A 25,339-nucleotide genomic window follows, 5' to 3' on the forward strand; every position below is an offset into this window, starting at 1 on the left:
TTAGTTCCTTAATTTTTCTATTAAATTGTCTATGCTGCTTGGGTCGTTTAGATAGGCAGTAGCATCATCAATACTTAACCTCTCAACTAATTTTTCAGCCTCTGTTTCACTAGCGCCTCGTTTTATTAGCTCACTTTGTAGTAGATCGAGTGGCATTGGCTCAACTGTCAAATTTTCTTTTACAGTTGCGATTTCAACTTCAAGGGGTGCAGCTTCGATGTATTCGGTTTTCTCAGTTTGTGAATTTTTTGCACCAACTGAGCTGTTCGGTTTTTCCGAACTACTTAAAAGATCGTTTAGATTTTGAGTATTAGGCGTTTGCAATTTTTGCGGCCGCTTATCGTCTTTGTCCTCGTTTTCACCGACTTCATCGACGGAGTAAAGCCCCGAAATGTCAAAAGCCTTTCGTAAGGCTTGGCTTTCGGCGACTTTTTTTAACATCGTTTCGGGTTTCTCGCGCCAAAATTTTGTTATCTCGCCTTTCCCCGTCCTTTGGACGTATTCGCCATAACTTACCTCGGCGCAAAACGGACGCTCGTTATCCGTGCGATACACTCGCGCCGTCGCAACCAGTTCATTTTTATTCATCCATTCGCCGTCTTGCAAAACGGCTTTTTGCTTTATGCCGCACTCGCTTTCGATACCCGCAAATTTACCGCTTCTATGCGCTAGGGTTAAAAAGCTGTCGCGCCCGGCTAGCGGCTCTATTTTGGATATTCTTTGCCCGTTTATATTGGTGACGCGCTCGACGAAATAAATTTGCTTTAAAATGGGATTTAAATTAAAAGTCTCGGCGACTTTCATACAATAAATCATATCCATATCGGTAGCGTTTGGCGGGAAAAACTGCGCCTTGATAATTTTTTTCTCGTCTTGGCTTAGCCAGTTGCTTTTCGTTATCTGCTCTGCTTGCGGTTTAGTTTGTTGTAGTTGGTTCATTTGTTATCCTTTTATGCTGCTATCTTAAAAGCATTTACTATTTTTACACTTAGTGCGACTTGCCCTTTAGCTGTTATCCTAGTTGTGAATTTTTCTTTATTGCCTTTTGGTGTCACTATGATTTGCGGGATAACTTCAAAATATCCAGCCTCTACCCATTTTTGGTAAGGCAAGTTATCGTTCATTAGATATTTTTCATCTCTTAGCCATTTAAAAACTCTATTACGTCCAACTCTTACCTCGCTATCGCAAAGAGTTTTTACAAAGTCGCCGATTAATGCACTTGTAGCACTAGCCTCGACGGCTTCAGCAAAAATAAGCTTTGGCATATCGGCAAGGCGTTGCGCTTCTAGTGCTTCGATTTTGTCCACTTGGGCTATCGCTAGCTCTAAAGCCTCTTTATAGTTACGCGGAACGTTAAACGGATTTTTTAGTTTTTGCTCCATTAAGTTAAATGCTTTGATAAACTTAACTTTCCATTGATAGGCACGCTCGCCCGTAAAGCCCATAACAAGTAATGAAAAGCCGTCGCGGGTCATCTTATACATCGGTAATTTACGCCCAGTGCTATCTGAGTATTCACTCACCCAAAAATTAGGGGCAGTGAATTCATCTTGTGGCAGCTCCCTTATTTTAGCTATAATATGGTCGTGTCTTTTTTCAAAGACATCTGCAATTTGTAGAGAAGTAGTCCAGATTTGACCGTCGGCTACTTCCAACTTGATCTCTTGGTCGTTTATGATTAGATTTTCCATCATTTATCCTTTTCTTTGGGTTGAAGTATGTTTAAAATTTTGGCTCTCATCGCGTTGTGATTTTTCGATAGCGCGTCTAAAGCGCAGAATAAATCATAAGCGCAGTCAAGCACCTTGTAGCTCACTTCCTCGTCGGTATCCGTCGGCTCTATTTGGTAAAGTGCTAGATACTGGACGAATTTCTGTTTAGTTTGTTGCATTGTGTCCCCTTAAGTATTTATTTGTATTCTTTTGAAATACATAGCCGAATAATACTATTTTTATAATGTATTGTCAAGTATTCTTTTGTATGCTTCAAAATAGCTTTTATTTTTGATATACTGCTAAAAAAGTACAAAGGGGTACATAATGTCTGATAAAAAAGAGATAAAACTAGACATTGATCTGCTAAGGCAAAGCAAAAAAGAAAGGGGCAATGCGGAAACAGAGGTGGTGCAAGAGCAAAGCCAAAATAAAACCGAAATAATATCCATCAGGCTTGATCCGCTAACAAAAGAGAAACTAGCTTATATTTGCGATTTGGAGTATCGCCCCGTAGCTTTACAAATCCGCAAAATAATAGAGGATTTTATAAGGCGCTACGAAAAAGAAAACGGGTTGGAACACGATATTAAATATCCGGGCAACGAGATTGTTTTTTAGATTTTAGATAATCTGTTAAAATTTTGCGTAAGTGCATAGCCAAAGGGCGGTACTCTTTTTGTGCGTCGTCCTTTAGTTTTTGTAGCGTTTTATCGTCTAGGCGTATGCTAACGATATTGGTTTGCTTGTCTTTCATCTTTAATCCTTTCAAATTTATGCTATCTGTTCGTAAAATTTCCACGCTGGCAAGCTCAAAGTTTGCACCGCCTCTATCTTGTCGCCATCTTTTTTTGCATAGCCCCACCACTCGTCACGTTCTTTGCAATATTTGTAAAGCTCTAGTAACTCAAGATATGCCTTGCGACCTTGTTCTATTGCTGCTGCATCAAGTTCGTAAAAACCTACAAAATAAGGGGACTTTGTTTCAACGGCGATAAATAAGAAATAATTTACTTCTTTGCCTAAACTCCTTAAAATATCGCTGTAAAACGCTGCTTGCACGTGGTAATTAAAACTAGCGACCGATCTAGCAAAGCCAGTGGCCGAAGCGTCTGAGGTTGTTTTTAGATCGATCACTGCACCCATTTTCTCATTATAAAAATCAGGGCGACATTTGACTGCTACACCGTTTATCTCACTAAAATAGCTTTGTTCGGCTAGCCCATCTTTTAAAAATATAGCTGTTTCACGCATAGAATTAACCGAGTTTGCTATTTCTACGGCTGAGCCAAAAATATCAAGATCAAGCGAGGTTTTATCGCCTAAATTTTCTAAAAAATTGTTGTAGATCGCTTTGCCCTCTTTGGTGCGTTTATCAACATCAGGCTCTACGCTAAACTCATTTGAAAAATCTTTTGGCTCTAATACTAACTTATGCACCGCAGAGCCTAAGAGCAAAGCTTTTGTAGGCTCACTCCTAAGCTCATTTTTCATTTTGAAGTGTAAAGGGCTACGTGCTAGTAGGTCGAGGTCGCTCTTTGATATTTCAGGGCGTGCGTGATATTCTTTATTGCTAATATTTTTGTTGTCTTCTGATATTTCATCAAAACTAATTTCAAACATTTAACACCTCGATTTTGCTTAAATTCGTTATGCCCGCCGCAGCTAGCATCTCTTTGATTTTATCCGTTAGCTTGTCGTGCGGGGCATTTGCTGGAGCTTTAACCTCAAACTCAGCGCGGATAGTGTAGATAGCCTTGCCGTTTTCGGCTTCGCGTGGTTTTTGCAAAATTTCACGTTGGACGTCATAAAAAGATTGTGATGGTGGGGTTGCTTGCTCGGCTTTTGCGCGCTCAATAGCTTCTTGTTTTTCTCTTTCGGCTCTTGCTAGTAGTTCAGCCTCTCTTTGCGCTGCTTTTGCTTCTAGCTCCGCTTTTTCTATCGCTGCTCGCTCCTCTGCTTCACGTCTTGCTTGAGCTGCTATTTCGGCATCTCTAGCCGCTTTTTCTTGCTCTGCGATCTTGGCCTGCAAGATTTCGTTTTCAAGGGCTTGTATTTTAGCCTCTATTGCGTCTTTTGTGGCTTTTGCTAGAGTGCCAGCAGGTGTTACCGCGTTTAATTTAATTAGATCGGATGTATTTATTCTTTCAAAATTTAGCCCCTTTTCATCGCAGAGGCTTTTTGTATATTCTGCTATCCTTGCTGCAATTATCTCAAGCTTAGCATTTTCAAAATTTGCCACGCCATCTGCTATCTTTTGACGGCCGTCCGTGATGATAGCTTCGATCTCTTTTTTTTCGGCTTTTAGTTGATTTACTGGGGCTGAAATTTTATCAATATAAAATTTATATCGCTCACCAATCTCTGTTTTAACCTTATTAAAATTTGCCATTACCTTTTTGGCTTCAGGGATGTTTTCCTCGGTTACATTGATAGAATATTTCTCTACCTGCCTGCTAGCTTCAGCTTTTAGTTCCTCAAAATTAGTAGTCAATTTTTGACTATCTGCTGTTTGTGCCTCATAAGTTACAATTAATTCCATTTTTATCCTTTTGTTATTATTTTTTAACGTATTTATTATCTATGTTAAAAATTTCTCAATTTTTTAACAATGGGTTAAGCCCATAATTTTTGGGCTATTTCTAATTTTGCTGTTAGCTCTTTAACAGCTTTTGTCGCATAAGTTAGGCTGTAACTATGTTCGCGTTTTATCGTGCCATTTTTTAGCCCTTGTTGGCGCGCCTTGGCTTTTTCTAGCTGTGCCGTAAAATATTCTAGGCTTTCAGGCATTGATAAATTTATCTCCTCTACCTTAGCTTCCCAATATTCAGCTTTGCGTGTTTTTTCGTCTGCTATTTTTTGCTCTCTTACAGCATTCCCAATCCTATTCCAGTTGCGCTCAATTAAGGCTCTATGTCTATGCTCACTATGGTGTCCGATCTTGATCGGCTCGGCTAGTCTTAGAAACTCTGCCCCCTCTTGGCTTTTTTCGTGCCACTCATGGCTTTTACTCTCGTGTAAGTTTTGTGAACTTCTATATTTTTCGGCTTTTATTTCAGCGTAACTTGCTTCCTCTAGCCTAACTATCGAATAATAAAATTTTCCGTTTTTCTCAGCTACTAGGTTATAAACCTCGCACTCAACTTCTTTGCCATATTGTGTTTCAAGTGTTATAAACTCACCTTTTTCGTGTTTTTCCTCACACTCTGCCACCCATACATTAGGGCAGTATTTTTTAAAATTTGCCATTATTTAATCCTTTTATAATCTCTAAAAACTCACCTACTGTCATATTTGGCTTGCCATAGAACTTAACAAGCCTCTTTAGTGTGGAGTATCGCATCTCTTTGGGCCTCCTCTCGTAGTTTTTTAAGTGTTTGTTGGTAAGTAGCCGTATAACTTAAAACTGCATCGTTGCTCATTTCAGCTTCAACGCATAGCACATAGACAAGCGCTGCGTAGGCAAAAAAGTCTTTTTTACAATGCTCGATAAGCAGATCAATTATTTCGCCACTATTTTCGCCAAGTGCATTTTTAAACGTGTAGCGATGACGGCTATATACAGCTTTAATGTCAGTTATTAGCTCGTCGTATTCTTTGTTTAAATTTATGTGTGCCACGTCGCTCTCGGCATATACTAGGTCGTAGTTCAAACTCATTTTTAACCCCTTTTGATATTTAGATAGGCGATATTCTTTATCTCGCCACCATTGCTGAAAATTATGTGAAAAAATCTAATTATCTTTTTCATTTTTAAGCTCCTTTTTCTAATAGAAACCTTGCTCGCCACCGCCGACTAGATGTTAGAAATCAATTTATACTTAAAGGAAAATTTGTATATGAAAATATTAGTGGGCTTTCGCCTACTCCAAGCAAGCAAGGCTTTTATTAGAAAAATTATGAGATTAGATTAAGTGAAAGGGAGAAAATTTTATTTACGGCTTGTTTGATAAACTCATCTTTGCCAGTTTGTACGGCTGCCTTTAGGTTATCACCTAGGCTCTTGCCGTCTACGCTTTGCGGAGTTTGTTTTAGTATCTCTAGCCCTTTGGCTGTTAAGATCACATTTGAAACCATTTTGTGAGATGAAAAAGAGTTATCTAAATTTACAAAGCCGTTTTCTTTTAGCCATAAACAAGTGTAATAAACGATAGCTACATGTTTATTTACTTCATCTACATGTATATCGTTTTTTACTATATCCGCCGCTTTTATATCTTTTGGCAACGGAAACTCGTCAATAAGCTCCGAAAAAATAATGCCTGCATAATAATCAAATAACTCTATATTTTTCATCTCGTAATTATAACTCACTTTGTTTTAGTGTTTTTCGTTTTATTCATAACCCTGTGAAAAACTATCCTAAATCAGGGCTAATACCGAATAGCGACGTTTCGGCTCGCTATATCCGCTTCAGATTTAAACGTGATTAACCTGCAACTCGCAGGAGGCTCACTCTGTCAGCTTTCGCTTGAAGCCTATCTACTTTTTGTTTCGATGAAAGAAGTATAGTATAACTATCCTTAAATTTATATAAAATAGAATAGTATAACTATACTTTTTAAAATATATTTTTGTAGTATAATTTCTATTAAATTTTTTAAGGGGATTACATGAAAAAAATATTAGTTTTATTGCTGTTTGCAACACAAATAGCACTATTTGGGGCAGGCAGTGATTCGACAAATAAAGAACTTCACGGCGTAGTTGAAAACATACAGATAATATTGGGGGTTGTTTTATTTTTTTTAATTCTAAAAATTTTATTTAAAAAGAAAGCAACAAGTATAGCGGATCAGACAAATAGTAATGACGGGGGAGATTATATTTGCACCACTTGCCATTCAAGAACAGGTGCGCATTTTAAAAGAAAGTATTCGATGGGATGGTTTTGGGTAATTTTTATATTTATTAGTATGGGATTGGGTTTGATTGTTTATTTTCTAATAGGAAAAAAAGAAAATGTTTGTCCAGTGTGTGGAGCTAAAACTCTTGTGCCAATTAACACCCCAATAGGACAACAAATATTAAAAAACAATACCAACAATTTATCTTAATTTTCGCCACTCCCACGGCGGAGCAGGATCGCTACTCTGCCAAAGCCCATGTTTATTCTCACGAGCCAGCTTTTCTTGATTTACATATATTCTCGAGTATTTTACATAAGCCCAAGCATAGCCATTTAGTACCATTTGAGCGTTTATATCTTGCCCTTTATAGTAAATAGTGCCTAGCGTGCGTTTGTATCTATCTTTGCCTTTTGGCTCTACTTCTACAACTTGCCCTGCGATTAGGCTAGCTAAAAATTGCCTTGATTTTTGTCCATAGTCTTGCTTTTTCTCTGGAGCGTCAATGCCGTATAGTCTGACCTTTGTTTGCTCTTTGCCGCTTAGCACAGTGATCGTGTCGCCGTCAGATATTTTTATGACTTTAGCAGGGAAGGCAAAGAGAGATAAAGGGATAAAAACAAAGAGGATAAAACGGATCACTGCTTTTTGACAAAGTATATTAAAAATCTATATGCGTCGTAAGTTTTAAAAATTGCAACAAGAAACAACAAAAAAGATATAACGCAAATAACTGTTTTGATGGTATCACTCATAAAATCTGGGCGAATAAACCAAAGCAAGCATATAACAACACCACTAATAAAATTCCAACATATAGAGCTATTATATCGCCTTATAACGCTATCAATAAGCCCAGTTTCTCGAAACTCTGCTATTCGCCCAGTGCTAATAGTTTGCAATATAGTAATAGCAGCAATAACAAAGGCTAGCATGGTAAAGCTTATAGTAAAAAGTTTATCTAAATTAGAATAAATAAAATCTACATCTATCATCTTGATAAATCCATTATTTCTTGTATATGTTTTTCATAAACGTCTTTTATGACGACAAGCATGTCTTCAGGTGCAACACGCTTTTTATTTTCCCTTACGCTCATAGATACCGTATAAAACTCATCTAGCAAATCAATTAAAACACCACTTTTTAAATAAGAGTTTGATGTCTTTATTCGCATTCTACTATAATTTTCTTTATTCCCCAACAATTTTTTAAAAACATCGGCGCCAAATAAACCTCTGCCTTTTTTGGCTGTTATTTTTATCTCGATTCGCCCCAGATCGTCATCGTCTATTTTTAATATTCCTTTATCGTCAAGACCGAGTTCTTGCAGGATTTTTATCGATGGGTTAGCTAGTGCGATGTCGTATGCTTTTATGATGTCGGAATTTAATATTTTTTCGTAGCCATTGCGTGATATAATAGGTTTTAGGGTAAAGAAGTCGTCTTTAAATTTGCCTTTTAAAAGTTCTTTTACATAGGTTTCAAATGCGCTCGTACTAAACCCTCCCGTCGTCTTCTGATAAATAATAACGCCGTTTTTAAAATCCCAAAATAGATAGTTCTGCTCTATGATATATTCTGTTTCGTTTAGCTCGATTTCTCTTGTTTTCCCAGTCACCTCGTCTTTAATGATAGGATTAAAGTCTTTTCTAAATTTTTGAAATATAAAAATATTTTTTTCACCATTAACACTATCTAAAAACCCTTTATTTTCGTTGATAGCGATTAGCCCATCTTGTAAAGATAGTCCATTAGAAAAATATTTTTCTAGGCTGTAATCAAACAAATTTTTATCAATATCCCCAACTACCTTGTAAAAATAAAATTTTATATCCATATTAAAAGCCTTTTATCTAAAATTATCATCCATAATTTTTTCTGCATCATAATAGCTAAGCCTATCCTCAGAATAAAACATATACATATCACAATATTCGTTATGATAAAATTTCCCAATTTTTGCAACTTTGATTATGGGTAAATTAAATTTGGCACAGAGACTATTAAATTTAAGAGTGTTGGCTGTAGCTCTATGATATATAAAAAAATAGCCATTTTCGACCAACTCATTATATTTCTCTTTAAATTCTTTTTCTGTCATTTTTACTCTCTAATGTTTTTGAGTAACTCCCAACTACACGTCTACTTTATCCCATAATCCTCAAACGTTAGCCCTTTATACACTTCGCAATGGACTTTTAAATTCGTTTAGAGTTTATTGCATAACAACCGACAACACGCCCTAAAATTTCGACGTTTAACTCTTCCTCAATAATTATTGGCTCGTAGTCCTTATTATCACTTATTAACGCCAATGTAGGACGTTTTTTTATTCTTTTTATAAATATTTCGTTTTCATATTTGCAAACATAAATAGCGCCCTCTATTTGGTTTATGTCATCACAAAAAACAACCAAGTCACTTTCTTTAATAGTCGGCTCCATTGAGTTACCGAAACAAGGAACAATGCCTAGTTTTGCGTGAGGGCTAACGTTAAACATAATTTTTAAATCGTTTGGATTAAAAGGCAGCAATTCAGGTTCGCCAAAATCGTCGTTCTCAGCGCCCCGACCTGCAGAAACTACTCCGTCTTTATAAAACGGAACATAGACGGTATCGCTATTGTTTTTTTCATCTTTGGCTTCTTTATCTGGCGGGACGATCTGAAATAAGTCTTGTAAAATTAAGTCGTTTGTTGGAATGCCTAATAGCTCGCACATTGCTTGTGCTTTTTCTATTTCGGGCTTGTTTTTGTCGTCTTTAAACCAAAATTTTATACCGCTTTCTGATATTTCATACCCGGCTTTTGTAAGTATCTCTGCTAATTTTGCATAAGATATTTTCTTTTCCTTTAGAACTTTTTTTAATAGTGGTTTATTGAGTTTGTATTCCATGCTATCCTCCAAAGTAAAATGTATAGTAATTATATCCTTTTTTTAAAATAATTTAATATAGCAATACTATACTATTAATAACTTTTTAAGAATAGTATAGCTATACTTTCATTATGACAACTAAAGAATTTACACAAATATTAAGAAAACATTACAGTAAAGAGGTTTCTGTCAAGGGAATAAGGTATGGCTATTTTAGCCCTAAGAGAGAAAAAATAACAGCTATGTATGTCGAGGATGGCATAGAACCGACTTTTTGGGAGGAAGTAAAAAACGGCTGGTATAGAACTCAAAGGCTAAAAGAAAAATCTCAAAAGGCTAAAAAATGATCGAAATTTTAAAGACTAGCATAACGCTTTTCGTCGGCGGGTTTATCTTAGCTGGCGTGTTTACGGTGGCAGTCAATGCTTGTAAATTTATTTTAAGGGGCAGGAGATGAAAAAAACGCAAGAACAACTAGAGAAAGAGCTTGCAAAGAGAAAATTTCAAAAGAAATTTCGTAAGTCATTAAAAAAGATGATGAAAGAGCTGGATAAGTTTGAGATGGACGACCAAGCTAAGATCGCAAAAATGATTAACGCTTACGTTAGTCTTTTTTAGTGTCTTTATTGAGTTTTTCTAGCGTTGGGGCTATCTCTTGAGCTATTTTATTAAAAATTTCAGAGACATCCCCTCCAAGCAAGTCATTCTTTTTCTCGCCGCTTGTATATCTTTTGTTTGATATGGCGAGTTTTGTAAGTTCTAAAACTATCTCTTTATCTGTCATATAAGTCCTTTTTGTGGATTTCTTGGCTTGGTCGCTTAGAAATTTTAAAAGGGCTTATATGAAAGATAACTTAAGGAGCGTGCAATGGTCGCGAATAACAGCCTAGAAGCATACAACAAATTAAAGCCTGAGCTAAGCGGCAAACGTAGAGCCGTTTATGAAATGTTTTGTGAACACAAAGAGGGTGCGACAAGACAAGAAATAGCACGCTGGTATAACGTAGCGATAAATAGCGTCTGCGGACGTGTAAATGAGCTAGTAGAGCGTGGCTATTTAATCGAAATCGGATCAAAAAAGACGTGATAAGCGGATGTAGCACGTCAATACTAAAACCAACTGAAAGGATAGCGTAATGAATACTCCATTATATCTTTTGGTGGCTCTTTGTGTTATGGCGATACTTGACACATTTATTGAAATTTGGAAAGGGCTAAGATGAGTGACACAAAAATAAAAGATATGTTTTTTGTTATCCCCGCCAAATGGGTTTTTGATAACGATTTTAAAGGTGGGGAGTTTAGGCTACTCCTTTATATTTTTTCTATTGCAGACAATGAGGGTGGAATTAACAAAACCATAGGGATGCTCGCTAGCGCAATACAAGAAAAAGAGAGCGTTATTTCAAAATATTTAAAACAATTATCGGAGCTTAACTATATTTCGGTTGCTCCTGAAAGAGCAAACTCATACGACCTTTACAGAAAAATTAAAATTTTAAAACTTTTTGAGGATTAAAAAATGAGTAAAACATATTATTGGCTAAAGCTAAAAAAAGATTTTTTCGACGATCCTAAAATTTTAAAAATAAGGAGCGTAGCTGGTGGAGATACTTACACCTGCATCTATCTTAAGCTTTTATTAAAAAGCCTAGATAATGACGGTGTTATATTTTTTGATGGTATAGAGCCGACGATAGAAGCCGAGATCGCACTAAAAATAAGGGAGCAAGAGATAAATGTCAAAGCCGCTATGGCTATCTTTGAGAGCTTGGGATTGTTGCAAAAAGGCGAAGGCGAAGATGTGAGACTCCCCGAAGCAGCAAGCCTAAGTGGCAAAGAATGCGACAGCGCAAAGAGAGTTAGGGAATTTAGAGCTAAACAAAAAGAGGTTAAAGCGTTACATTGTAACAGCGCGGTAACGAGCGGTAACGAAAACGTAACCCTAGAGAAAGAGTTAGAGAAAGAGAAAGAGTTAGAGACAGAAGAAGCTAACGCTTCTACGTGTGCGCATGCGTGCGAGAGCGAGAAAAAACCAGCTAAACGATTTCAAAAACCAACGCTAGATGAACTAATCGCCTACAAGCAAAAAGCAAATTTAGCCCTAGTTGATTGTGAAGTCTTTTTTGACTTCTACGAAAGCAAAGGCTGGGTAGTTGGCAAAAATCCGATGAAAGACTGGCAAGCTACCATGAGAAACTGGGATCGCACAGAAAGAGAACGAGGGGGCAAGTGTAAAAACACACCAACCAATACAAGCGTAGTCCTAAGAGAAGCCCCAATGGCAGGCGAAATGGACGACGCATACTTTGAGAGAGTAGCAAACGAAATAATCAGCGGAGAAAGGAAAATGGCGTTATGAGCGATAGAGAACAAATCATTTGTGAATTATATGGCGATAGCAAGGGATTTTTACCATCTGCGAGGCTAGCTAAATACTCTTTGCTTTTAAAAAACGTGGCTACAAGCGAGCTAATTAATTTTTCAGTCTTCGCTGAGAAATATCGCAAAGAATATCAAAACACAGACGCTTTGCTTTTTCGTGCAACTATGGAGTGGAGCAAGATCGTGTTTTTAAAAATGCGAGAAAAGGGACTTAGATTTTTTAACGACGTAGATACACTAGCGGCGTTTTGCAAAGAAATTTACAGAGGCACAAGGCTTTGCAATGGTGGAACTGGTAGCGGTTTTTTAGAAAGCACAATAATTTCAGTTGATGCAAACGGCGTTTTAAGAAACGAGTGCGTATTAGAAAACGGCGTATTTCAACGCCTAACAAGCGACGAAGAAACGCACTTGTTTGAATACCTGCTAGAGCACCAAGAAAAAATAGGCGTAGTGCAAATCAAGACAAGAGAAAGCGAAGTAAAACAAGCCCAAATAGCGGCAAATAACGCAAATTTACTCCCAGCTGATCCAGACGCACCGCTCAAAATGAGCGACGAGACACGCCAAAAATTTTTAGAGATACGTAAAAATATTGCAAAGAGAGCGTGAGATGAAAATTCTAAATCTTTTTGCAGGACTTGGTGGTAATCGCAAGTTTTGGGACGACATAGCAAAAGAAAAAGGCATAAGCATAGAAGTAACTGCCGTTGAGTTTGATCCTGAAATAGCAAAGGTTTATTCAAAACGCTATCCAAACGACAATGTGATAGTAGGCGACGCTTGGGACTATGCTGCTAAAAATTACTTAGATTTTGATTTTATATGGGCTAGCCCTCCGTGTCAAAGTCACAGCAGGCTAAATTTTTGTAATAACTCACGCAATGAGGCAACGAGAGTTTTGCCAGATTTTAGGCTTTATGAGCTTATATCTTATCTTAAGACGTTTTGCAAAAAGGCTTTTGTAGTTGAGAATGTATTGCCATATTACGAGCCACTCATAAAGCCGACCACTTAGATAGGTAGGCATTATTTTTGGAGTAGTTTTGCACTTGATGGGATAAATACTCCATCCTTTAGAGTGATAAAGCACGTAAAAAATGCAGACTTTAAAGATTTTAGCTTAGACGAATTTAAGATAAAAAACAAACGTCAAGCCATAAGAAACGAAGTTGATTACGAGATAGGCAAAAAGATATTTGAACGTTACTTGGAGAGCAAATGAAAGCCGTATATATCACAATAGCCGAAAGCAGAGCTAGCATAATCGCAAAGGTAGCAGACGAAAATAAAAAGATACTTGATAGCTTTGAGATAAGCCGTAAGGATGCAAGCGGAGTACTTGAAATAATGAGAAAGTGGAACGAGAAACACAAGGATGAAAAGGAGGTTAGCCTTGATATATAACTCTGCCCCTTTGCCATTTCAAGGGCAAAAAAGAAACTTTATTAAAAAATTTAGGGAGCTAATAAAAGACGAGTTTAGGGCACACCGAAACGGAATTTTTATCGACGCTTTTGGTGGCTCTGGTCTGCTTAGTCACAATATAAAGCAAATTTATCCTAACGCAAGGGTAATTTACAATGACTACGATAATTACAGCGAAAGGTTGGCAAACATAGAGGTAACAAACGAGATTTTACGATCGATAGCACCTATCACAGAAAAATATAAAAAAAATGAAAAAGTAAGTGAAGAGGATAGAGAAAAAATTATAAAAATCATAGATGAGTATATAAAAAGAGGATATTTTATCGACTGGCTAACGCTTAGCTCAAAGCTTCTTTTTAGTGGCAAATATGCTCATAATGAAGATGAATTTAAAAAAGAAAAAACGTTTTTTTTAGTCAACCCAAATGCGACTTTATATCAAGCAAATGGCTATTTAAAAGGCGTTGAGATAGTTCGCAAAGATGCGATGGAGTTGATAAAAGAATTTGAAAATGAAGACGTTGTATTGATTTTAGATCCGCCATATTTGCAAACAAACAAAGCAGGCTATAAGTGCTTTTGGGGGCTAAGAGATTTTTTAAAGTTAATTAGACTAGTAAGGGAGCCTTTTATATTTTTCTCGAGTGAAAATAGCGACATCTTGCCATACATAGACGACCTAATAGAGTGTGGCAATGAAGTTTTTAGAGGATATAGCCTAAAACAAGCAATTTTAACTAATGGACAAGCAAAGACTGATTATATGATCTATAAGAGCGGAGCAAGGGGACTATTTTGCGACTAACTAGAAGTGAAAATAAAGCCTACCAACTAAGACTACTTGAAGCGTATCCGCTTTGTCAAATATGCGAGGAGCAACAAAGCATAGAGTGCCACCACGTAAGATATGGCAGATTTGGAGCAGATAAGGACGACAGCAAGCAAATAGCCGTTTGTAGAGAGTGTCATCAATGGTGTCACGCTCACAAACACGAGAGTATAGAAAAATACGAGGAGGTAGCTGATGAGAATTGGCAACGTTTCGGCGATTGTTAGGAACAAATACCACAACCGAAAGACCAAAGGCTTTGATAGTGCTAAGGAGTGGCGCAGAAACCAAGAGCTAGAAACCCTACAAAGAGCTGGGGAGATAAGCGAGTTAAACCGCCAAGTGCCTTTTACACTTATGCCGAGCTACACAATATCAGATGAAACAACCAAGCAAGGCTTTAGAACGATACGTGAGATCAGATACATAGCAGATTTTACCTATCGCCTTAAAAACGGCAAGAAGATAATAGAGGACGTAAAAGGAATGCAAACGGACGTTTTCAAGATAAAACGAAAACTACTAGAGAGAAAAATAGCCCTTGGAGTAATAGAGGGCGAGTTTAGGATTTATTAGATAAATGGATTTGCCTAATTTAAAACATTTAGACGTATTTTATGCCGTGCTCGATAAGTTTTACCCAGGCTGGGAAAAGCGAGAAGATCATTATTACCTAACGGAAATTTCGTTTTTAATAAGGGAGGTGTTAAATAGCCCTTATACGGACGAAACCGTTATTAATAATCTAAGAGTAAGTGAGGTAAAGAAATACCAAGCAGAGCTTAACACACTATTAAATACGCCTAAAGAATTTTTAGATTGGGTATTAAAACATAGAATGACAGCAAGTAGGAGCAAGATGTGCCAAAGTAAATATTTAAGCACGAAACCTAAACGCAAATACAAAAAGAAAAAATATCAACAACTGACTTTATTTTAGGGGTAGAGATTGGGAAAATTAAAATTAACCGACAAGACGAAAGAGCAAATAATAGCTGATTATAAAGCAGGGGTAAGCCAAAATCAACTAGCAAAAAATTACAAGCTAAGCCCAGCGACTATTAATAAGCTATGTAAGAATATCCCTCAAGAAAATGTCGAAATAGTGAATACTTTAGTGAATACTGCGATAGCGACAAATAGGGCGTTAGAGGGTAAAAGCCAAATAGAAGTGAATAGTATTGAGCGAATAGTAGATGAAAGGACTAAGCATTTGCTCTATTTTCAGAACGCAGCGCTTAGAAATCAGAAAATAGCGGATGAAATGCTAGAGATGAGCGATAAGATAGCAGACGTTGAAGCTCACAGTAGGATAACAGCTAGGAATAAAGAAACCATATTTGGGAAAGAGCCACAAACGATTATCAACAACACCAACGCACAGCAAAACGAAGTAACCGAAATTAGGCGAACGATAGTAAAGCTGGATAAATGATAATAGATTTAAACACTGCCCCTATATTCGAGCCACTACTGGAAAGCAAAAGATATAAAGGGGCTAAAGGCGGACGTGGTAGCGGTAAAAGCCACTTTTTTGCCGAGTGTATAATTGAGGCAATGTTAATCAACCCAGACGCTCGCATAGTTTGTATAAGAGAAATACAACGATCGTTAAAATTTTCATCAAAAGCCCTAATAGAAAGCAAGATAAGCAGCTTAGGGGTAAGTGAATATTTTGAGATAACACTAACCGAAATTAGAGCTAAGCGTGGCAATGGGTTAATAATTTTTCAAGGTATGCAAGATCATACCGCCGATAGTATAAAATCGTTAGAGGGCTTTGATATTGCGTGGGTGGAGGAAGCACAAAATCTAAGTAAGCGAAGCCTAGAGCTTTTACGTCCAACTATACGCAAGGAAAACTCCGAGCTTTGGTTTAGCTGGAACCCTGAAAACGAAACGGACGCAGTGGATAGCTTTTTTAAACAAATGCAGGATAACCACGCAACCGATTATATTTTAATACATGCAAATTTTAACGATAACCCGTTTTTGCCCGAGGAACTAAATAAAGAGCAAGAATACGACCGCAAGTTTAACCCTAGCACTTACGAGCATATATGGCTAGGTGGGTACAATACCAAGAGCAATGCACTAATTTTCAAAGGCAAATTTAGAGTAGAGAGCTTTAACACGGACGGATTGGGTAATCCTTATCACGGCTTAGACTTCGGCTTTGCCAACGATCCGACAGCGGCAGTAAGGTGTTATATACACGACCGAAAACTATATATAAGCCACGAGGCTGGAGCGGTAGGGCTAGAGCTTGATTATACGGCGGAGTTTCTAAAAGAACGTATCGAAAATATACATAAATATGTAATAAGAGCCGACAATGCACGCCCTGAAAGCATAAGCTATCTAAAAAGGCACGGACTAAGCATGATAACGCCGACAATAAAAGGCAAAGGCAGTATAGAGGATGGCATCGAGTATATACGCAGTTTTGAAGCAATTATAATACACGAGCGCTGCATAGAAACGGCACGAGAATTTAGACTATACAGCTACAAAACAGACCCACATAGCGGCGATATATTACCACAAATACTAGATGAAAATAACCACTACATAGACGCATTACGTTACGCCCTAGAGCCACTAATAAAAAGCAAAACAACAATTTGGGGACACATTACAAGCCGAAGCTAACGCCCAAAAACGCCTTATTATTAATCAAAAATAAAAGGCGGAATAATGGGGCAAAAAATAACCGATAGCTTAGAAAACCTAGTAACCAAAATGGGACAAATGACGGCGAATAGAGATTATACGCCGTTAATAGTCAAAAATACACAGCTTTTAAACGCTTACAACAACGGCTGGATAGCTAAACGCTACATTAAAAAGACAATAGGCGATATGCTAAAAATGGGGCGTGAAATCGACTGGGGGAATATAGACGAGGAACGCAAAAAAGAGTATTACGACACTTGTAATAAGCTAGAGATAGACGGCGTTATTAAAGACCTGCTTTTTAACGTTTTGCTTTATGGCGAGGCGGCGATATTAGCCGTAACTGACGCAAGCGAGGAAACCTATCAACTCCCATTAATGCCAAATGAAACAATTAAACAATTTATCGTATTCGGTAAGGGCGAATTTAAAGCAAGAAATGCAGAGCATAAATTTAACCGACCTAGCCTTTATGATGTAAAGGGGGTTAAGACACACATCAGCCGTCTTTGTATAGTACAAGGGGGCATTAAGAGCTACGGCATAGAACAGCGTGAAAGCATAAGTGATATAGCCACCGCCCTTGATGTGATAAAGATGTTTGACACTATCACACTAAGCGTTAGCGACTTGATCGAGGAGTGCAAAATAGACGTATATAAAATGCACGGATATAACGAGCAAATAGCGACTGGTAATGAAGACGAAATTTTAAAACGCTTAAAATTAATCAATTCAGCAAAAAGCTACACCAACGCAATAGCTATGGATATGGAGGACGACTATTTAACAAAGGAAAATAACCTAACTGGGATAGCCGAGCTTTGGAGTAAGAGTTGTATTGTGGTAGCTGGAGCATTAAACCGCCCTATTAGTATACTATTTGGCGAGGGGGCTGGCGGTTTTAGTAGTGGTGAAGAAGACAACCGAGCATATTATGAAACTATCAACGAATTACAAAACACACTATTACGCCCAGTTTATGACTTCATCGATCCGTTTGTCCTAGGCGAAAATTTAGAATACGATTTTTACAGCATAGACAGCCTAAACGATAAAGAAAAAGCCGAAATTTTAAACGTAAAAAGCACGGCACTTGGAAATTTGCTAGACAAGGGCGTAATAACCGAAGCGATAATTTTAAAAGAGCTAAAAGATGAGGGCTTGATTAAGAACATAAGCGCCGAGGATATAACCGAAGCCGAGCTATTAGCCCAAAAGTTAGACGAGCCAAATGATGAAACCGACCTTATCTGAACTATTTAGCAAGAAACGCAATAAAGAGTTTAAGCCAGTGCAGCCTAGCAAGCGTGCAGAGGTTAAATATCGCAACGCTTTATTATTACTAATCGCCTCTTTAAAGACGGCGCTATTAAAAAGGCTTAGAGCGTTTTTGCTGGGTAATCCTAGCGACGCCGAAATAATAGAACACACAACCCAAATATTAGACGGATTACGAAAAGCCGACACATTAGACTACGCAAAAAGACTAAGCCAAAGCGTAGTTAGTGCAGTAAATGAAACCAACAAAGAGCGACTAATCCAAAACGTGCAAAAAGGCACGGATATAGACCTAACCCCGCTTGTAGGCGATACCGCCGTAAAAGCAAAACTAGACGAATACGTAGCCAAAAATGTGAGCTTGATAACCTCGGTTAAAAATGACTATCTAAGCGACGTGGAAAAAGCGATAAGAGAGAGCTATTTAAAAAACGGCAGGGCTGAAAATTTAGCCACGATCATACACGAACGTACGGGCGTAAGTAAAAGCAGGGCTAGGCTAATAGCTAGAGATCAGACGGCAAAGATTAACGCAGAGCTAGACCAAGAACGTATGCAAAATCTAGGCGTTAAGCTCTATATTTGGCAAACGGCTAAAGATGAAAGGGTAAGGCACACGCACGCGAATATGCAAGGCGTGCTATGTCGTTTTGATGATGATAGCGTATATAGCAAGGACGGCGGCAAAACGTGGATAAAACGAGAAGCGGACAAGCCGAAATGCAAGCCTGGCGTTGATATACAATGTCGATGTTTTGCAAAAGCGATTTTAGGGGCATAAATGGATTTCAAGATAAATGATGACGGCTACATAATAACAAAAGCCAAAATGGCAAGTATTCAGCCTATGGAATATTTGGGCGAGGAAATAGGACGCACCAGTGGCAAGGTGTATAAAGTTTTTAGGGATGAAAAAGAAGTATTTAGCCCCGAAACAATTAAAAGTTTTGAGGGTAAGCCGCTAACACTAACACACCCAGACGACGACGTAACAGCCAAGAACTGGAAAGATACAGCGATAGGGCATATCCAAAACGTGCGCCGTGAGGGTGATTTTTTAGTAGGCGATGCCTACATCAACGACGAGATAGCGATCAAAATAATTAAAGAACAAGGAATAAAGGAGGTAAGTTGCGGATATGACAGCAAACTAATCGAGCGTGATGGGAAAATTTGGCAAACGAATATAAGGGGCAATCATTTGGCGGTAGTAGCCGAGGGGCGAGCCGGTAAAGATTGTAAATTAGGCGATAGTAAAAGGATAAAAATGAAATTCATAGATAAATTAAAAGGCGCTTTGACAGCAGCCAAAAAGTTTAAAGATAACGACGAAGTCGGTAAAGAGAAAGTAGAGGAAGCCAACGAGGCTAATAATGAGCTAGTTGATCTTTTAGAGCAAGCATTAAGCGGTGCTGAGGAAGTAAGCACAAAGCTAGACGAAACAACCGCTGAGCTAGAAAAAACAAAAACTGAGCTAGCAGATGTAAAGGCTAAAAACGTAAAGGATAGCGACGGCACAGACGAAAACGCAGAAATCGCAGAGTTAAAGGCTAAAGTTGAAGCGTTAGAAAAAGAGAACGCAGAACTAAAGGCTGAAATCGAAAAACTAAAAGGCGAGGCAGCAACAACCGAAGCCGTAACAGACGCTAAAGCAAATTTTAGCCACGTAAAACTAAGTGACGCTAAGAATGCTAGGGGCGTTTATGAAGCGGTAATCCTAGATAGTAAAGCATTTGAGGCTAGTGAGCTCAAAAAACTAAGTGATAGCGAGATTAAAGCTATTTATATGGGGATGCGTGTAAGCGCTAAAAATAAAGATAATAGCGGCAGCGTGCTAGATAAATTTTACGACGCTAAGCCAAACAAAATCGACTTAAATAAAAAATTTGGAGGTAAATAATGGGCTATTTAGACAAAAGAGCTTTTGCGGGACAAGTAGCTAGAGCGGGCGAAAGTGCCGTAGTAGCACTAGCTTATGTAAATAATGATACCGAGGTTATCCCTTTTGGCGTGTTTGTAACTAGCAAAGACGGCGGCGTAGCAAAAATAAGCAAAGCAGCCGATCAGATTATGGGCGTTAGCCTTAAAATGGGAACTAAAAGCGAAAACAAGCCAGGCGAGGTTATGAGCATTTTATCAATCTCTTATGGTAGTGAAGTTTGGGTGCAAGGCAAAGAAAATCACGGCTTGGCAGTTGGCGACACTATACAAGTAGAAGCAACAGCAGGCGCAGACGCTGGCAAGGTAGCTAAAGCGGCAACGCTAGCAACAACAGCAGCTAAAGACAAATTTTACGTAACCGAAGTAAGCGGCGATCTTGTAAAACTAATGAGAAAGGAATAATATGAAACTAAGAGATGAGGAAATTTTAAGCCAACTAGCGTCAGCGGCGGCTAGCTTTAACGAGGGCTTTAAAGAGCGTGAATATCCAGAAGTGCAACTCGCTAATTTTGTGCCTATCACACAAAAAGGCGATGAGAGCATAGACGCACTAGATTATGGCGAGATTGAGGGCACTCAAGATTTAGAAAACGGCTTAATTGACGAAAACACAACATCGCTAGAAACCGAGGATTTAAATATCGTAGCCAAAAAAGGTCTATACCTAAGCTGGGCTAAGTCAGCGGTCTATACTAGCGAAGCAGTAGCTAGAGCTAAAAGGTTAGAAATTGAGCTAGATACGGCAAAGCTTAGCAGCCTTGAGCGTGTAGCACTTCTTACAATGCAAAAAACAGCACTTGTCGGTCACACTAAATTGCCAGCAGTGCAAGGCTTGCTAAATAACACTAGCGTAAAAGCAAAAGACCTAACAGCTGGCACAGCTATTAGTGCAATGACTGGTGCAGAAGCTAGAGCATTTTTCTTGTCGCTAATTGAGTTTGGCTACGAGCAAAACGGCGGTCTGTTAATCCCTAATACAATAGCGATCGATAGCAAAGACCTTATGGCACTAGCTAGCAAATATGACAATTCTATTGGCGCGGTAAATGGTGGCGTAAATGCACTAACCGCTATTAAAGAGGCACTATCACAAAGCACAGGTGTCGATGTTAATATCGTTGGCATACCTCTAGGCTTCGCACAAGGCTTAGGTGGTGGCAAGGGTAAAAATAGAGCCGTTGTATATACAAAGAGCGAGGACGTACTAAGCACTGACTGGGCTTTATCGCCAACAGCAATGCAACCATTTCAAAGAAGTGTGCTAAGCTGGGAAATCGCCGTTAAGGCTAAATTTACGGGTACATTAATTCGCCAGCTTGACAAAGTGGCTTATGTAAATTACAAGGCTTAATAATGACGGCAGCCGATTTTTTAAATAAATTCCCAGAGTTTAAAGCGGTAGATGAAACACGCATAGAGCTAAGTTTAGACGAGGCAAAGCTACAAGTTACCGAGAAAATTTGGGGGCGTTTTTACGAGGTCGGCGTTTTACACTTGGCGGCTCACATTTTGGCAATGCAGGGGGCTTTAAACACGGAAGCGACGAACAGCCCTCACCCATTGCGTGAAATAGGCAGTAAAGCCGTAGGCAGCCTAAGCGTAAGCTATACAAGTGGTAAGACTGGCTTTGAGAGCGAAAGCGGAAGCTACTATTTAACCAAATACGGACAACACTACCTAGAACTTAAAAAGCTAGTAACTCCACATTTTGGGCTAGTTAGATGATCGAAAAACTAGAGGGCAAGATAACCGAGTTAAAAGGGCTTAGTGTGGTGGTAGGTGTAACCGCTAAAAGCAACGCTAGAAGCGACGAGCTAACCAACGCAGACCTAGCTATGATACACGAGTTTGGCAGTCCAGCACACAACATCCCAGAGCGCTCATTTTTGCGTAAGCCTTTGATAAATAATGCTGAAGCGGTGGCTAATTTGGCAAAAAACGCAATAGGAAAATTTATTGCAGGTGAAATATCGCTAGAAACGGCGCTAGGATATGTAGGCGAGGAAGCTAAAGGGATAAGCAAAGAGGCAGTAACTAGCGGCATAAGCCCAGCTTTAAAGCCAGCCACGATTAAACATAAAAAAAGCTCAAAGCCCCTAATTAATACAGGGCAGTTGCTAAATTCTATCACTTACGAGGTGCGAAAATGATAAACGTTAGCGAGCTAATAGAGGATAGCGATTTTTGTCAAGTTATCAAAAGAGGCGATGACGAGTTTAAGGCGGTGGTGCAGTTTTTAAGCAATGACGAAATGCAAAGGTTGCCAGAGGGAGAAAGATACAAAGAAGCAGTTAGGATAGATACAAAATTTAACCTAAATTTGCAAGATGTAATAACTTACAAAGGCGTAAATTACCGCATTATTAATATGCAAGATTGGAGCGAATATGGATACAAAAACTTTGCAGGCGTTAGATTTGACGGGCTTGAAAGTTTTGATAGCCAAGGCTTTGAACGTAGATGAAAGCTTGGTGCGTGATAGCTACTCCAAAACGCTAAATGATAAGGCGGCTTATTTAACGCTTCATTTGCTAACTAGCACGCAAAAAGGGCGAGAATATAAATTTATCGATGGTGAAAAAGAGATTATCACTTCAACACGTGAAGCCGTAGTGAGCGTAAATGCTTTTGGCAAAAACGCGAACTTCATCATCGAAAAACTAAACACCCTTTTTTACTCTAGTGAGTGCTTAAAAGGGCTTAAAATTTTAGGATTAGGACTAGTAACGATTAGCCCTATTAGAAACTTAAGCCAAATAGTGGGCGGTGGCGTAGAGGAGCGAGCTAGTATAGATTTGACGCTAAGCTACATAAATAGAGTGGAAGTTTCTCAAAACGAGATAAAAACAGCCGAGATTAAAACGGCAGATTTTGGCATAAAGGTAAATAGATGAGTTTAACGATAAAAAGGATAGTGAATATCCAGCTAAACGAACAAGGGCAAATAGCAAAGAATAGAGATTTTAGCGTGATAGCTATTCTAAGCGACGACTGGTGCGAGGCTTACAATGATGTGAATACAAGATTTGTAAGTATCGCTAGTGCAAATGATGCCGCGCTAAATTTCGGCAGTGAAAGCAGAGCAACTAAAGCCGCCAAAGCTATTTTTAGCGTTAGTGGCGTTAAAAAGGCAATCGTTGCTAAGTGGGTAAAAGAGAACAAAACAACACAAGCAACGGCAAACGAACTAAGAGGCTCGGCTCTAAACGTAGGCATTAATAAATTAAAAGCTATCACAAGCGGAAGCTTTAAGCTAAACGTAGGCGGAGCGGATAAAGTTTATACAAATTTGGATTTTAGCTCGTGCGTAGATTTTGAGGCGGTGGCAACAAAACTAACAGCGGCAATTAGCAAAGACGGAATAAAAGCAGTATATGACGCAGAGGGCAACCGCTTCATAATTAGAGCGGCAACGGCTGGCAAAAATGACAACACAAGGCTAGGTTATTTTGAGAAAGCAGATAGCGGCGACTTTGTAGGCGTGCTTTTAAACCTAGTTAGTGGCAAGAGTGATATTTACGTAGGTAAAGATAGCGTAACGCAGAAAAAAGAGAGCCTAAGTGAGGCGTTAGATAAATTATTCAACGCAACACAAGGCTTTTACGGCGTTTATTCGTCAGCTATTTTGGCAGACGAGGAAGTAGCAGAGCTTAACGAGTGGATCACATCAGCACAAAACCCAAGCGTTGCAGGCTATACGATCACACGCAAGGCACAGCTTGAAAGTGTGAATACAAACGTGATAAAAAAGATAGCCGATAAAGATAGCGGTCGCTTTTTTGCAACATACAACAACACGGGCGACGAGCACGCAGGTGCTGAATTGCTAGCTAAGGCATTAAGCACTAATTGGGAGGGATCAAACACAGCCCAAACAATGAAATTTAAAAACCTAAAAACGGCTGGCACCGATAAAACAATCACGCTAAATTTAGCTGAAAAGTGCGACAAATTAGGCGTAAATTATTACACCGACTATGACGGCGTAAGTATGATAGCCGAGGGTGTGGCTTTAGGCGGTAAATTTATTGATGAAGTTGTAGGACTTGACGCTTTCAATAACCGAACACAAATAGCAGTATTTAACGTGCTAAAAGGTGCTAAGAAAGTGCCACAAACCGACAAGGGACAAGTAAGACTAATAGCAGCAGTTAAGCAAGTTTGCGAGCAATTTGTTAAAAACGGCTTTATTGCAGCGGGACAATGGCGTGGCGATCCAGTTGGCACACTAGAAAGCGGCGATTATTTGGATTTAGGCTATTACGTTTTTAGCCCTAGCTACACCGAGCAACTACAAGCAGACCGAGAAGCTAGAAAGTCAGTGCCTATTAATGTGGCTATTAAGCTAGCTGGTGCAATACACAGCGTAGATATTTTGATAAATTACAACAGATAAGGGGCTAAAATGGCAAGATACCAACACGATACGATCGTTTTATTAATAAACGGCTATGAAATAACCGCTTATGCAGACGGAAGCGATGTAATAAGCATAGAAAACGCAGCTGATGCAGGAGCCTATACAATAGGCGCTAGCGGTAGAGGCGTATTTACGGGCAGTTGCAACCAAAGTGGCACGCTAACCCTAAAGCTTCTACAACATAGCGAGGATTGTAAATTTTTGCAAGACCTTTACAACCAGCAAAGAACAGAGTTTAAAAGCTTTAGCCCTATGACAATGGAGTTTAAAGACACGCTAAATGGCGACGAGTTAAGTGGCTTAAATGGCTTTTTCGTAAATGACGGTGGATTAAAAAGGGGCGACGCTCACAACCCAACCGAGTTTAAAATCGCTTTTGAAAGAATAAGCAAGCGCTTAGAAAATGGAGCTGGTAACTAATGCAAACATACGAGCTAATGATAAACAAAAATAAGTACGTTTTAAGAAGTGCTAATTTTTTTGAAACTAAAACACAACTACAAAGCCTTTTAGGGCTAGCCAAAGACGCTATTAAAATGCAGGGCGAGGACGTGAATATAGACGTAGGACAAATAATAGCAAATATAGGCAGTGCAGCGTTTAGCGGTGTAGAAAATTTTATTTTAAAATATGCTAGCGTGATAAATGCAGAGGGTGGCGAAATATTATTAAGAAATATGAGCCAAGCCGAAACGCATTTTAACGCCAATAGAGGCGATTACGCACAGCTTATTTTAGAGGGGTTAAAATACCATTTTTTAGACTTCTTACCCGCTGGGGTAAAATCCTTAACGGGTATAACAGCCTACCTAAACAAGGTGTAAAAGGCGACTTTGAAATAGATTGGATAACGTGGCTACCGATTGTTAAAGGTTACGCCACGCTAAACGATCTACGCACCGTCTACGACTTCGAGGACGGTATCGCAATGCACG

Annotated in this window: 44 protein-coding genes; 29 read left to right on the forward strand and 15 right to left on the reverse strand. The window is 38.8% G+C overall.

Translation table 11 applies throughout. The features are described from left to right. The 3 genes from bet to A3223_RS07640 are packed head-to-tail and all read right to left on the reverse strand — an operon-like array spanning position 1 to position 1,894. On the reverse strand, positions 1-939 hold the full coding sequence (gene bet, locus A3223_RS07630; RefSeq protein WP_084109813.1) for a phage recombination protein Bet: 939 nt from the start codon (positions 937-939) through the stop codon (positions 1-3). Between the two features lie 11 nt (positions 940-950). Continuing rightward, on the reverse strand, positions 951-1,694 hold the full coding sequence (locus tag A3223_RS07635; protein ID WP_141081804.1) for a phage regulatory protein/antirepressor Ant: 744 nt from the start codon (positions 1,692-1,694) through the stop codon (positions 951-953). Then, complete coding sequence (locus tag A3223_RS07640; RefSeq protein ID WP_084109815.1) at positions 1,694-1,894, reverse strand: hypothetical protein; 201 nt, start codon at positions 1,892-1,894, stop codon at positions 1,694-1,696. The genes A3223_RS07635 and A3223_RS07640 overlap by 1 nt, the downstream gene beginning before the upstream one ends. A gap of 148 nt (positions 1,895-2,042) precedes the next feature. Between A3223_RS07640 and A3223_RS07645 the strand changes: the two genes are divergently transcribed. After that, positions 2,043-2,336, forward strand: a complete 294-nt coding sequence (locus A3223_RS07645) for a hypothetical protein (RefSeq protein WP_180378713.1) — start codon at positions 2,043-2,045, stop codon at positions 2,334-2,336. Here A3223_RS07645 and A3223_RS09635 read toward each other — a convergent pair. The 6 genes from A3223_RS09635 to A3223_RS07670 all read right to left on the reverse strand — a co-directional run bounded on the left by A3223_RS09635 (position 2,305) and on the right by A3223_RS07670 (position 6,011). Further along, entirely contained in the window at positions 2,305-2,472 is a 168-nt protein-coding gene (locus A3223_RS09635; protein ID WP_180378714.1) for a hypothetical protein, read from the reverse strand. The two genes, A3223_RS07645 and A3223_RS09635, sit on opposite strands and share 32 nt — an antisense overlap. A gap of 17 nt (positions 2,473-2,489) precedes the next feature. Further along, complete coding sequence (locus tag A3223_RS07650) at positions 2,490-3,338, reverse strand: PD-(D/E)XK nuclease-like domain-containing protein (RefSeq protein ID WP_084109816.1); 849 nt, start codon at positions 3,336-3,338, stop codon at positions 2,490-2,492. Continuing rightward, positions 3,331-4,257: a DUF1351 domain-containing protein gene (locus A3223_RS07655; protein ID WP_084109817.1), complete on the reverse strand. Its 927-nt coding sequence runs from the start codon at positions 4,255-4,257 to the stop codon at positions 3,331-3,333. Before A3223_RS07655 ends, A3223_RS07650 begins: the two co-directional genes overlap by 8 nt. Before the next feature lie 74 nt (positions 4,258-4,331). Further along, the gene (locus tag A3223_RS07660; protein ID WP_084109818.1) at positions 4,332-4,964 is read right to left on the reverse strand and encodes a DUF3560 domain-containing protein; all 633 of its coding nucleotides are present in this window, start codon (positions 4,962-4,964) and stop codon (positions 4,332-4,334) included. A 62-nt stretch (positions 4,965-5,026) separates the two neighbouring features. Continuing rightward, a complete protein-coding gene (locus A3223_RS07665; RefSeq protein WP_084109819.1) occupies positions 5,027-5,374 on the reverse strand; it encodes a hypothetical protein in 348 nt (115 codons plus the stop codon). A 238-nt stretch (positions 5,375-5,612) separates the two neighbouring features. Then, positions 5,613-6,011, reverse strand: coding sequence for a hypothetical protein (locus A3223_RS07670; RefSeq protein ID WP_084109820.1), 399 nt, complete (start codon positions 6,009-6,011; stop codon positions 5,613-5,615). Between the two features lie 317 nt (positions 6,012-6,328). On the opposite strand from A3223_RS07670, the gene A3223_RS07675 reads away from it, so the two are divergent. Continuing rightward, a complete protein-coding gene (locus tag A3223_RS07675) occupies positions 6,329-6,772 on the forward strand; it encodes a hypothetical protein (protein ID WP_084109821.1) in 444 nt (147 codons plus the stop codon). Here A3223_RS07675 and A3223_RS07680 read toward each other — a convergent pair. The 5 genes from A3223_RS07680 to A3223_RS07700 form a co-directional block, all read right to left on the reverse strand. After that, on the reverse strand, positions 6,764-7,204 hold the full coding sequence (locus A3223_RS07680; RefSeq protein WP_084109822.1) for a thermonuclease family protein: 441 nt from the start codon (positions 7,202-7,204) through the stop codon (positions 6,764-6,766). The genes A3223_RS07675 and A3223_RS07680 overlap by 9 nt on opposite strands. Further along, entirely contained in the window at positions 7,201-7,557 is a 357-nt protein-coding gene (locus tag A3223_RS07685; RefSeq protein ID WP_084109823.1) for a hypothetical protein, read from the reverse strand. Before A3223_RS07685 ends, A3223_RS07680 begins: the two co-directional genes overlap by 4 nt. Further along, positions 7,554-8,402: a DUF6731 family protein gene (locus tag A3223_RS07690; RefSeq protein WP_084109824.1), complete on the reverse strand. Its 849-nt coding sequence runs from the start codon at positions 8,400-8,402 to the stop codon at positions 7,554-7,556. Before A3223_RS07690 ends, A3223_RS07685 begins: the two co-directional genes overlap by 4 nt. A gap of 12 nt (positions 8,403-8,414) precedes the next feature. Further along, positions 8,415-8,666 carry a hypothetical protein gene (locus tag A3223_RS07695; RefSeq protein WP_084109825.1) on the reverse strand — a complete coding sequence of 84 codons (252 nt, stop codon included), beginning with the start codon at positions 8,664-8,666 and terminating at the stop codon, positions 8,415-8,417. A 97-nt stretch (positions 8,667-8,763) separates the two neighbouring features. After that, complete coding sequence (locus tag A3223_RS07700) at positions 8,764-9,459, reverse strand: S24 family peptidase (RefSeq protein ID WP_084109826.1); 696 nt, start codon at positions 9,457-9,459, stop codon at positions 8,764-8,766. Positions 9,460-9,572: 113 nt separating this feature from the next. Here A3223_RS07700 and A3223_RS09640 point away from each other — a divergent pair, with 113 nt between their 5' ends. Next, on the forward strand, positions 9,573-9,788 hold the full coding sequence (locus A3223_RS09640) for a hypothetical protein (RefSeq protein WP_084109827.1): 216 nt from the start codon (positions 9,573-9,575) through the stop codon (positions 9,786-9,788). 106 nt (positions 9,789-9,894) lie between these two features. Continuing rightward, positions 9,895-10,059 (forward strand): hypothetical protein, encoded by a 165-nt coding sequence (locus tag A3223_RS09645; protein WP_180378715.1) that lies wholly within the window; start codon positions 9,895-9,897, stop codon positions 10,057-10,059. Here A3223_RS09645 and A3223_RS07710 read toward each other — a convergent pair. Then, positions 10,046-10,225, reverse strand: coding sequence for a hypothetical protein (locus A3223_RS07710; protein ID WP_084109828.1), 180 nt, complete (start codon positions 10,223-10,225; stop codon positions 10,046-10,048). The genes A3223_RS09645 and A3223_RS07710 overlap by 14 nt on opposite strands. 84 nt (positions 10,226-10,309) lie before the next feature. Between A3223_RS07710 and A3223_RS07715 the strand changes: the two genes are divergently transcribed. The 25 genes from A3223_RS07715 to A3223_RS07830 all read left to right on the forward strand — a co-directional run bounded on the left by A3223_RS07715 (position 10,310) and on the right by A3223_RS07830 (position 25,228). Further along, complete coding sequence (locus tag A3223_RS07715; protein ID WP_180378716.1) at positions 10,310-10,528, forward strand: hypothetical protein; 219 nt, start codon at positions 10,310-10,312, stop codon at positions 10,526-10,528. 132 nt (positions 10,529-10,660) lie between these two features. Next, the gene (locus A3223_RS07720; RefSeq protein ID WP_084109829.1) at positions 10,661-10,960 is read left to right on the forward strand and encodes a helix-turn-helix domain-containing protein; all 300 of its coding nucleotides are present in this window, start codon (positions 10,661-10,663) and stop codon (positions 10,958-10,960) included. A gap of 3 nt (positions 10,961-10,963) precedes the next feature. Further along, entirely contained in the window at positions 10,964-11,803 is an 840-nt protein-coding gene (locus A3223_RS07725) for a phage replisome organizer N-terminal domain-containing protein (RefSeq protein ID WP_084109830.1), read from the forward strand. After that, positions 11,800-12,438, forward strand: coding sequence for a hypothetical protein (locus A3223_RS07730; RefSeq protein WP_084109831.1), 639 nt, complete (start codon positions 11,800-11,802; stop codon positions 12,436-12,438). The genes A3223_RS07725 and A3223_RS07730 overlap by 4 nt, the downstream gene beginning before the upstream one ends. A gap of 1 nt (position 12,439) precedes the next feature. Beyond that, positions 12,440-12,844, forward strand: a complete 405-nt coding sequence (locus A3223_RS07735; protein WP_219336706.1) for a DNA cytosine methyltransferase — start codon at positions 12,440-12,442, stop codon at positions 12,842-12,844. Positions 12,845-12,907: 63 nt separating this feature from the next. Continuing rightward, positions 12,908-13,051: a hypothetical protein gene (locus A3223_RS09720; protein WP_219336707.1), complete on the forward strand. Its 144-nt coding sequence runs from the start codon at positions 12,908-12,910 to the stop codon at positions 13,049-13,051. Continuing rightward, complete coding sequence (locus A3223_RS07740) at positions 13,048-13,233, forward strand: hypothetical protein (RefSeq protein ID WP_084109832.1); 186 nt, start codon at positions 13,048-13,050, stop codon at positions 13,231-13,233. The genes A3223_RS09720 and A3223_RS07740 overlap by 4 nt, the downstream gene beginning before the upstream one ends. Continuing rightward, a complete protein-coding gene (locus A3223_RS07745; protein WP_084109833.1) occupies positions 13,205-14,062 on the forward strand; it encodes a DNA adenine methylase in 858 nt (285 codons plus the stop codon). Before A3223_RS07740 ends, A3223_RS07745 begins: the two co-directional genes overlap by 29 nt. Further along, on the forward strand, positions 14,053-14,313 hold the full coding sequence (locus tag A3223_RS07750) for a hypothetical protein (protein WP_084109834.1): 261 nt from the start codon (positions 14,053-14,055) through the stop codon (positions 14,311-14,313). The genes A3223_RS07745 and A3223_RS07750 overlap by 10 nt, the downstream gene beginning before the upstream one ends. Further along, positions 14,282-14,662 (forward strand): DUF1064 domain-containing protein, encoded by a 381-nt coding sequence (locus tag A3223_RS07755; RefSeq protein ID WP_084109835.1) that lies wholly within the window; start codon positions 14,282-14,284, stop codon positions 14,660-14,662. Before A3223_RS07750 ends, A3223_RS07755 begins: the two co-directional genes overlap by 32 nt. A gap of 4 nt (positions 14,663-14,666) precedes the next feature. Then, entirely contained in the window at positions 14,667-15,026 is a 360-nt protein-coding gene (locus tag A3223_RS07760) for a hypothetical protein (RefSeq protein WP_084109836.1), read from the forward strand. A 165-nt stretch (positions 15,027-15,191) separates the two neighbouring features. Then, positions 15,192-15,521 carry a hypothetical protein gene (locus A3223_RS07765; RefSeq protein WP_180378717.1) on the forward strand — a complete coding sequence of 110 codons (330 nt, stop codon included), beginning with the start codon at positions 15,192-15,194 and terminating at the stop codon, positions 15,519-15,521. After that, positions 15,518-16,738, forward strand: coding sequence for a PBSX family phage terminase large subunit (locus A3223_RS07770; RefSeq protein WP_084109838.1), 1,221 nt, complete (start codon positions 15,518-15,520; stop codon positions 16,736-16,738). The genes A3223_RS07765 and A3223_RS07770 overlap by 4 nt, the downstream gene beginning before the upstream one ends. A 45-nt stretch (positions 16,739-16,783) precedes the next feature. Further along, on the forward strand, positions 16,784-18,019 hold the full coding sequence (locus A3223_RS07775; RefSeq protein WP_084109839.1) for an anti-CBASS protein Acb1 family protein: 1,236 nt from the start codon (positions 16,784-16,786) through the stop codon (positions 18,017-18,019). Continuing rightward, positions 17,997-18,824, forward strand: coding sequence for a phage head morphogenesis protein (locus A3223_RS07780; RefSeq protein ID WP_084109840.1), 828 nt, complete (start codon positions 17,997-17,999; stop codon positions 18,822-18,824). Before A3223_RS07775 ends, A3223_RS07780 begins: the two co-directional genes overlap by 23 nt. Next, entirely contained in the window at positions 18,825-19,943 is a 1,119-nt protein-coding gene (locus tag A3223_RS07785) for a DUF2213 domain-containing protein (RefSeq protein ID WP_084109841.1), read from the forward strand. Further along, the gene (locus tag A3223_RS07790; protein ID WP_084109842.1) at positions 19,943-20,386 is read left to right on the forward strand and encodes a structural cement protein Gp24; all 444 of its coding nucleotides are present in this window, start codon (positions 19,943-19,945) and stop codon (positions 20,384-20,386) included. Before A3223_RS07785 ends, A3223_RS07790 begins: the two co-directional genes overlap by 1 nt. A 1-nt stretch (position 20,387) precedes the next feature. Next, positions 20,388-21,335: a major capsid family protein gene (locus A3223_RS07795; RefSeq protein WP_084109843.1), complete on the forward strand. Its 948-nt coding sequence runs from the start codon at positions 20,388-20,390 to the stop codon at positions 21,333-21,335. A gap of 2 nt (positions 21,336-21,337) precedes the next feature. After that, on the forward strand, positions 21,338-21,709 hold the full coding sequence (locus tag A3223_RS07800) for a DUF4054 domain-containing protein (RefSeq protein ID WP_084109844.1): 372 nt from the start codon (positions 21,338-21,340) through the stop codon (positions 21,707-21,709). Continuing rightward, positions 21,706-22,134: a hypothetical protein gene (locus A3223_RS07805; protein ID WP_084109845.1), complete on the forward strand. Its 429-nt coding sequence runs from the start codon at positions 21,706-21,708 to the stop codon at positions 22,132-22,134. The genes A3223_RS07800 and A3223_RS07805 overlap by 4 nt, the downstream gene beginning before the upstream one ends. Beyond that, positions 22,131-22,448, forward strand: a complete 318-nt coding sequence (locus A3223_RS07810; RefSeq protein WP_084109846.1) for a hypothetical protein — start codon at positions 22,131-22,133, stop codon at positions 22,446-22,448. Before A3223_RS07805 ends, A3223_RS07810 begins: the two co-directional genes overlap by 4 nt. Continuing rightward, complete coding sequence (locus tag A3223_RS07815) at positions 22,435-22,878, forward strand: phage neck terminator protein (RefSeq protein ID WP_084109847.1); 444 nt, start codon at positions 22,435-22,437, stop codon at positions 22,876-22,878. Before A3223_RS07810 ends, A3223_RS07815 begins: the two co-directional genes overlap by 14 nt. Beyond that, entirely contained in the window at positions 22,875-24,380 is a 1,506-nt protein-coding gene (locus A3223_RS07820) for a DUF3383 domain-containing protein (RefSeq protein ID WP_084109848.1), read from the forward strand. Before A3223_RS07815 ends, A3223_RS07820 begins: the two co-directional genes overlap by 4 nt. Before the next feature lie 9 nt (positions 24,381-24,389). Then, positions 24,390-24,824: a phage protein gene (locus A3223_RS07825; RefSeq protein WP_084109849.1), complete on the forward strand. Its 435-nt coding sequence runs from the start codon at positions 24,390-24,392 to the stop codon at positions 24,822-24,824. Then, positions 24,824-25,228, forward strand: coding sequence for a putative phage tail assembly chaperone (locus tag A3223_RS07830; RefSeq protein WP_141081805.1), 405 nt, complete (start codon positions 24,824-24,826; stop codon positions 25,226-25,228). Before A3223_RS07825 ends, A3223_RS07830 begins: the two co-directional genes overlap by 1 nt. The last annotated feature ends 111 nt before the right edge of the window (positions 25,229-25,339 follow it).

Source organism: Campylobacter concisus, from assembly GCF_002092855.1.
Classification (GTDB): Bacteria; Campylobacterota; Campylobacteria; order Campylobacterales; family Campylobacteraceae; genus Campylobacter_A; species Campylobacter_A concisus_AI.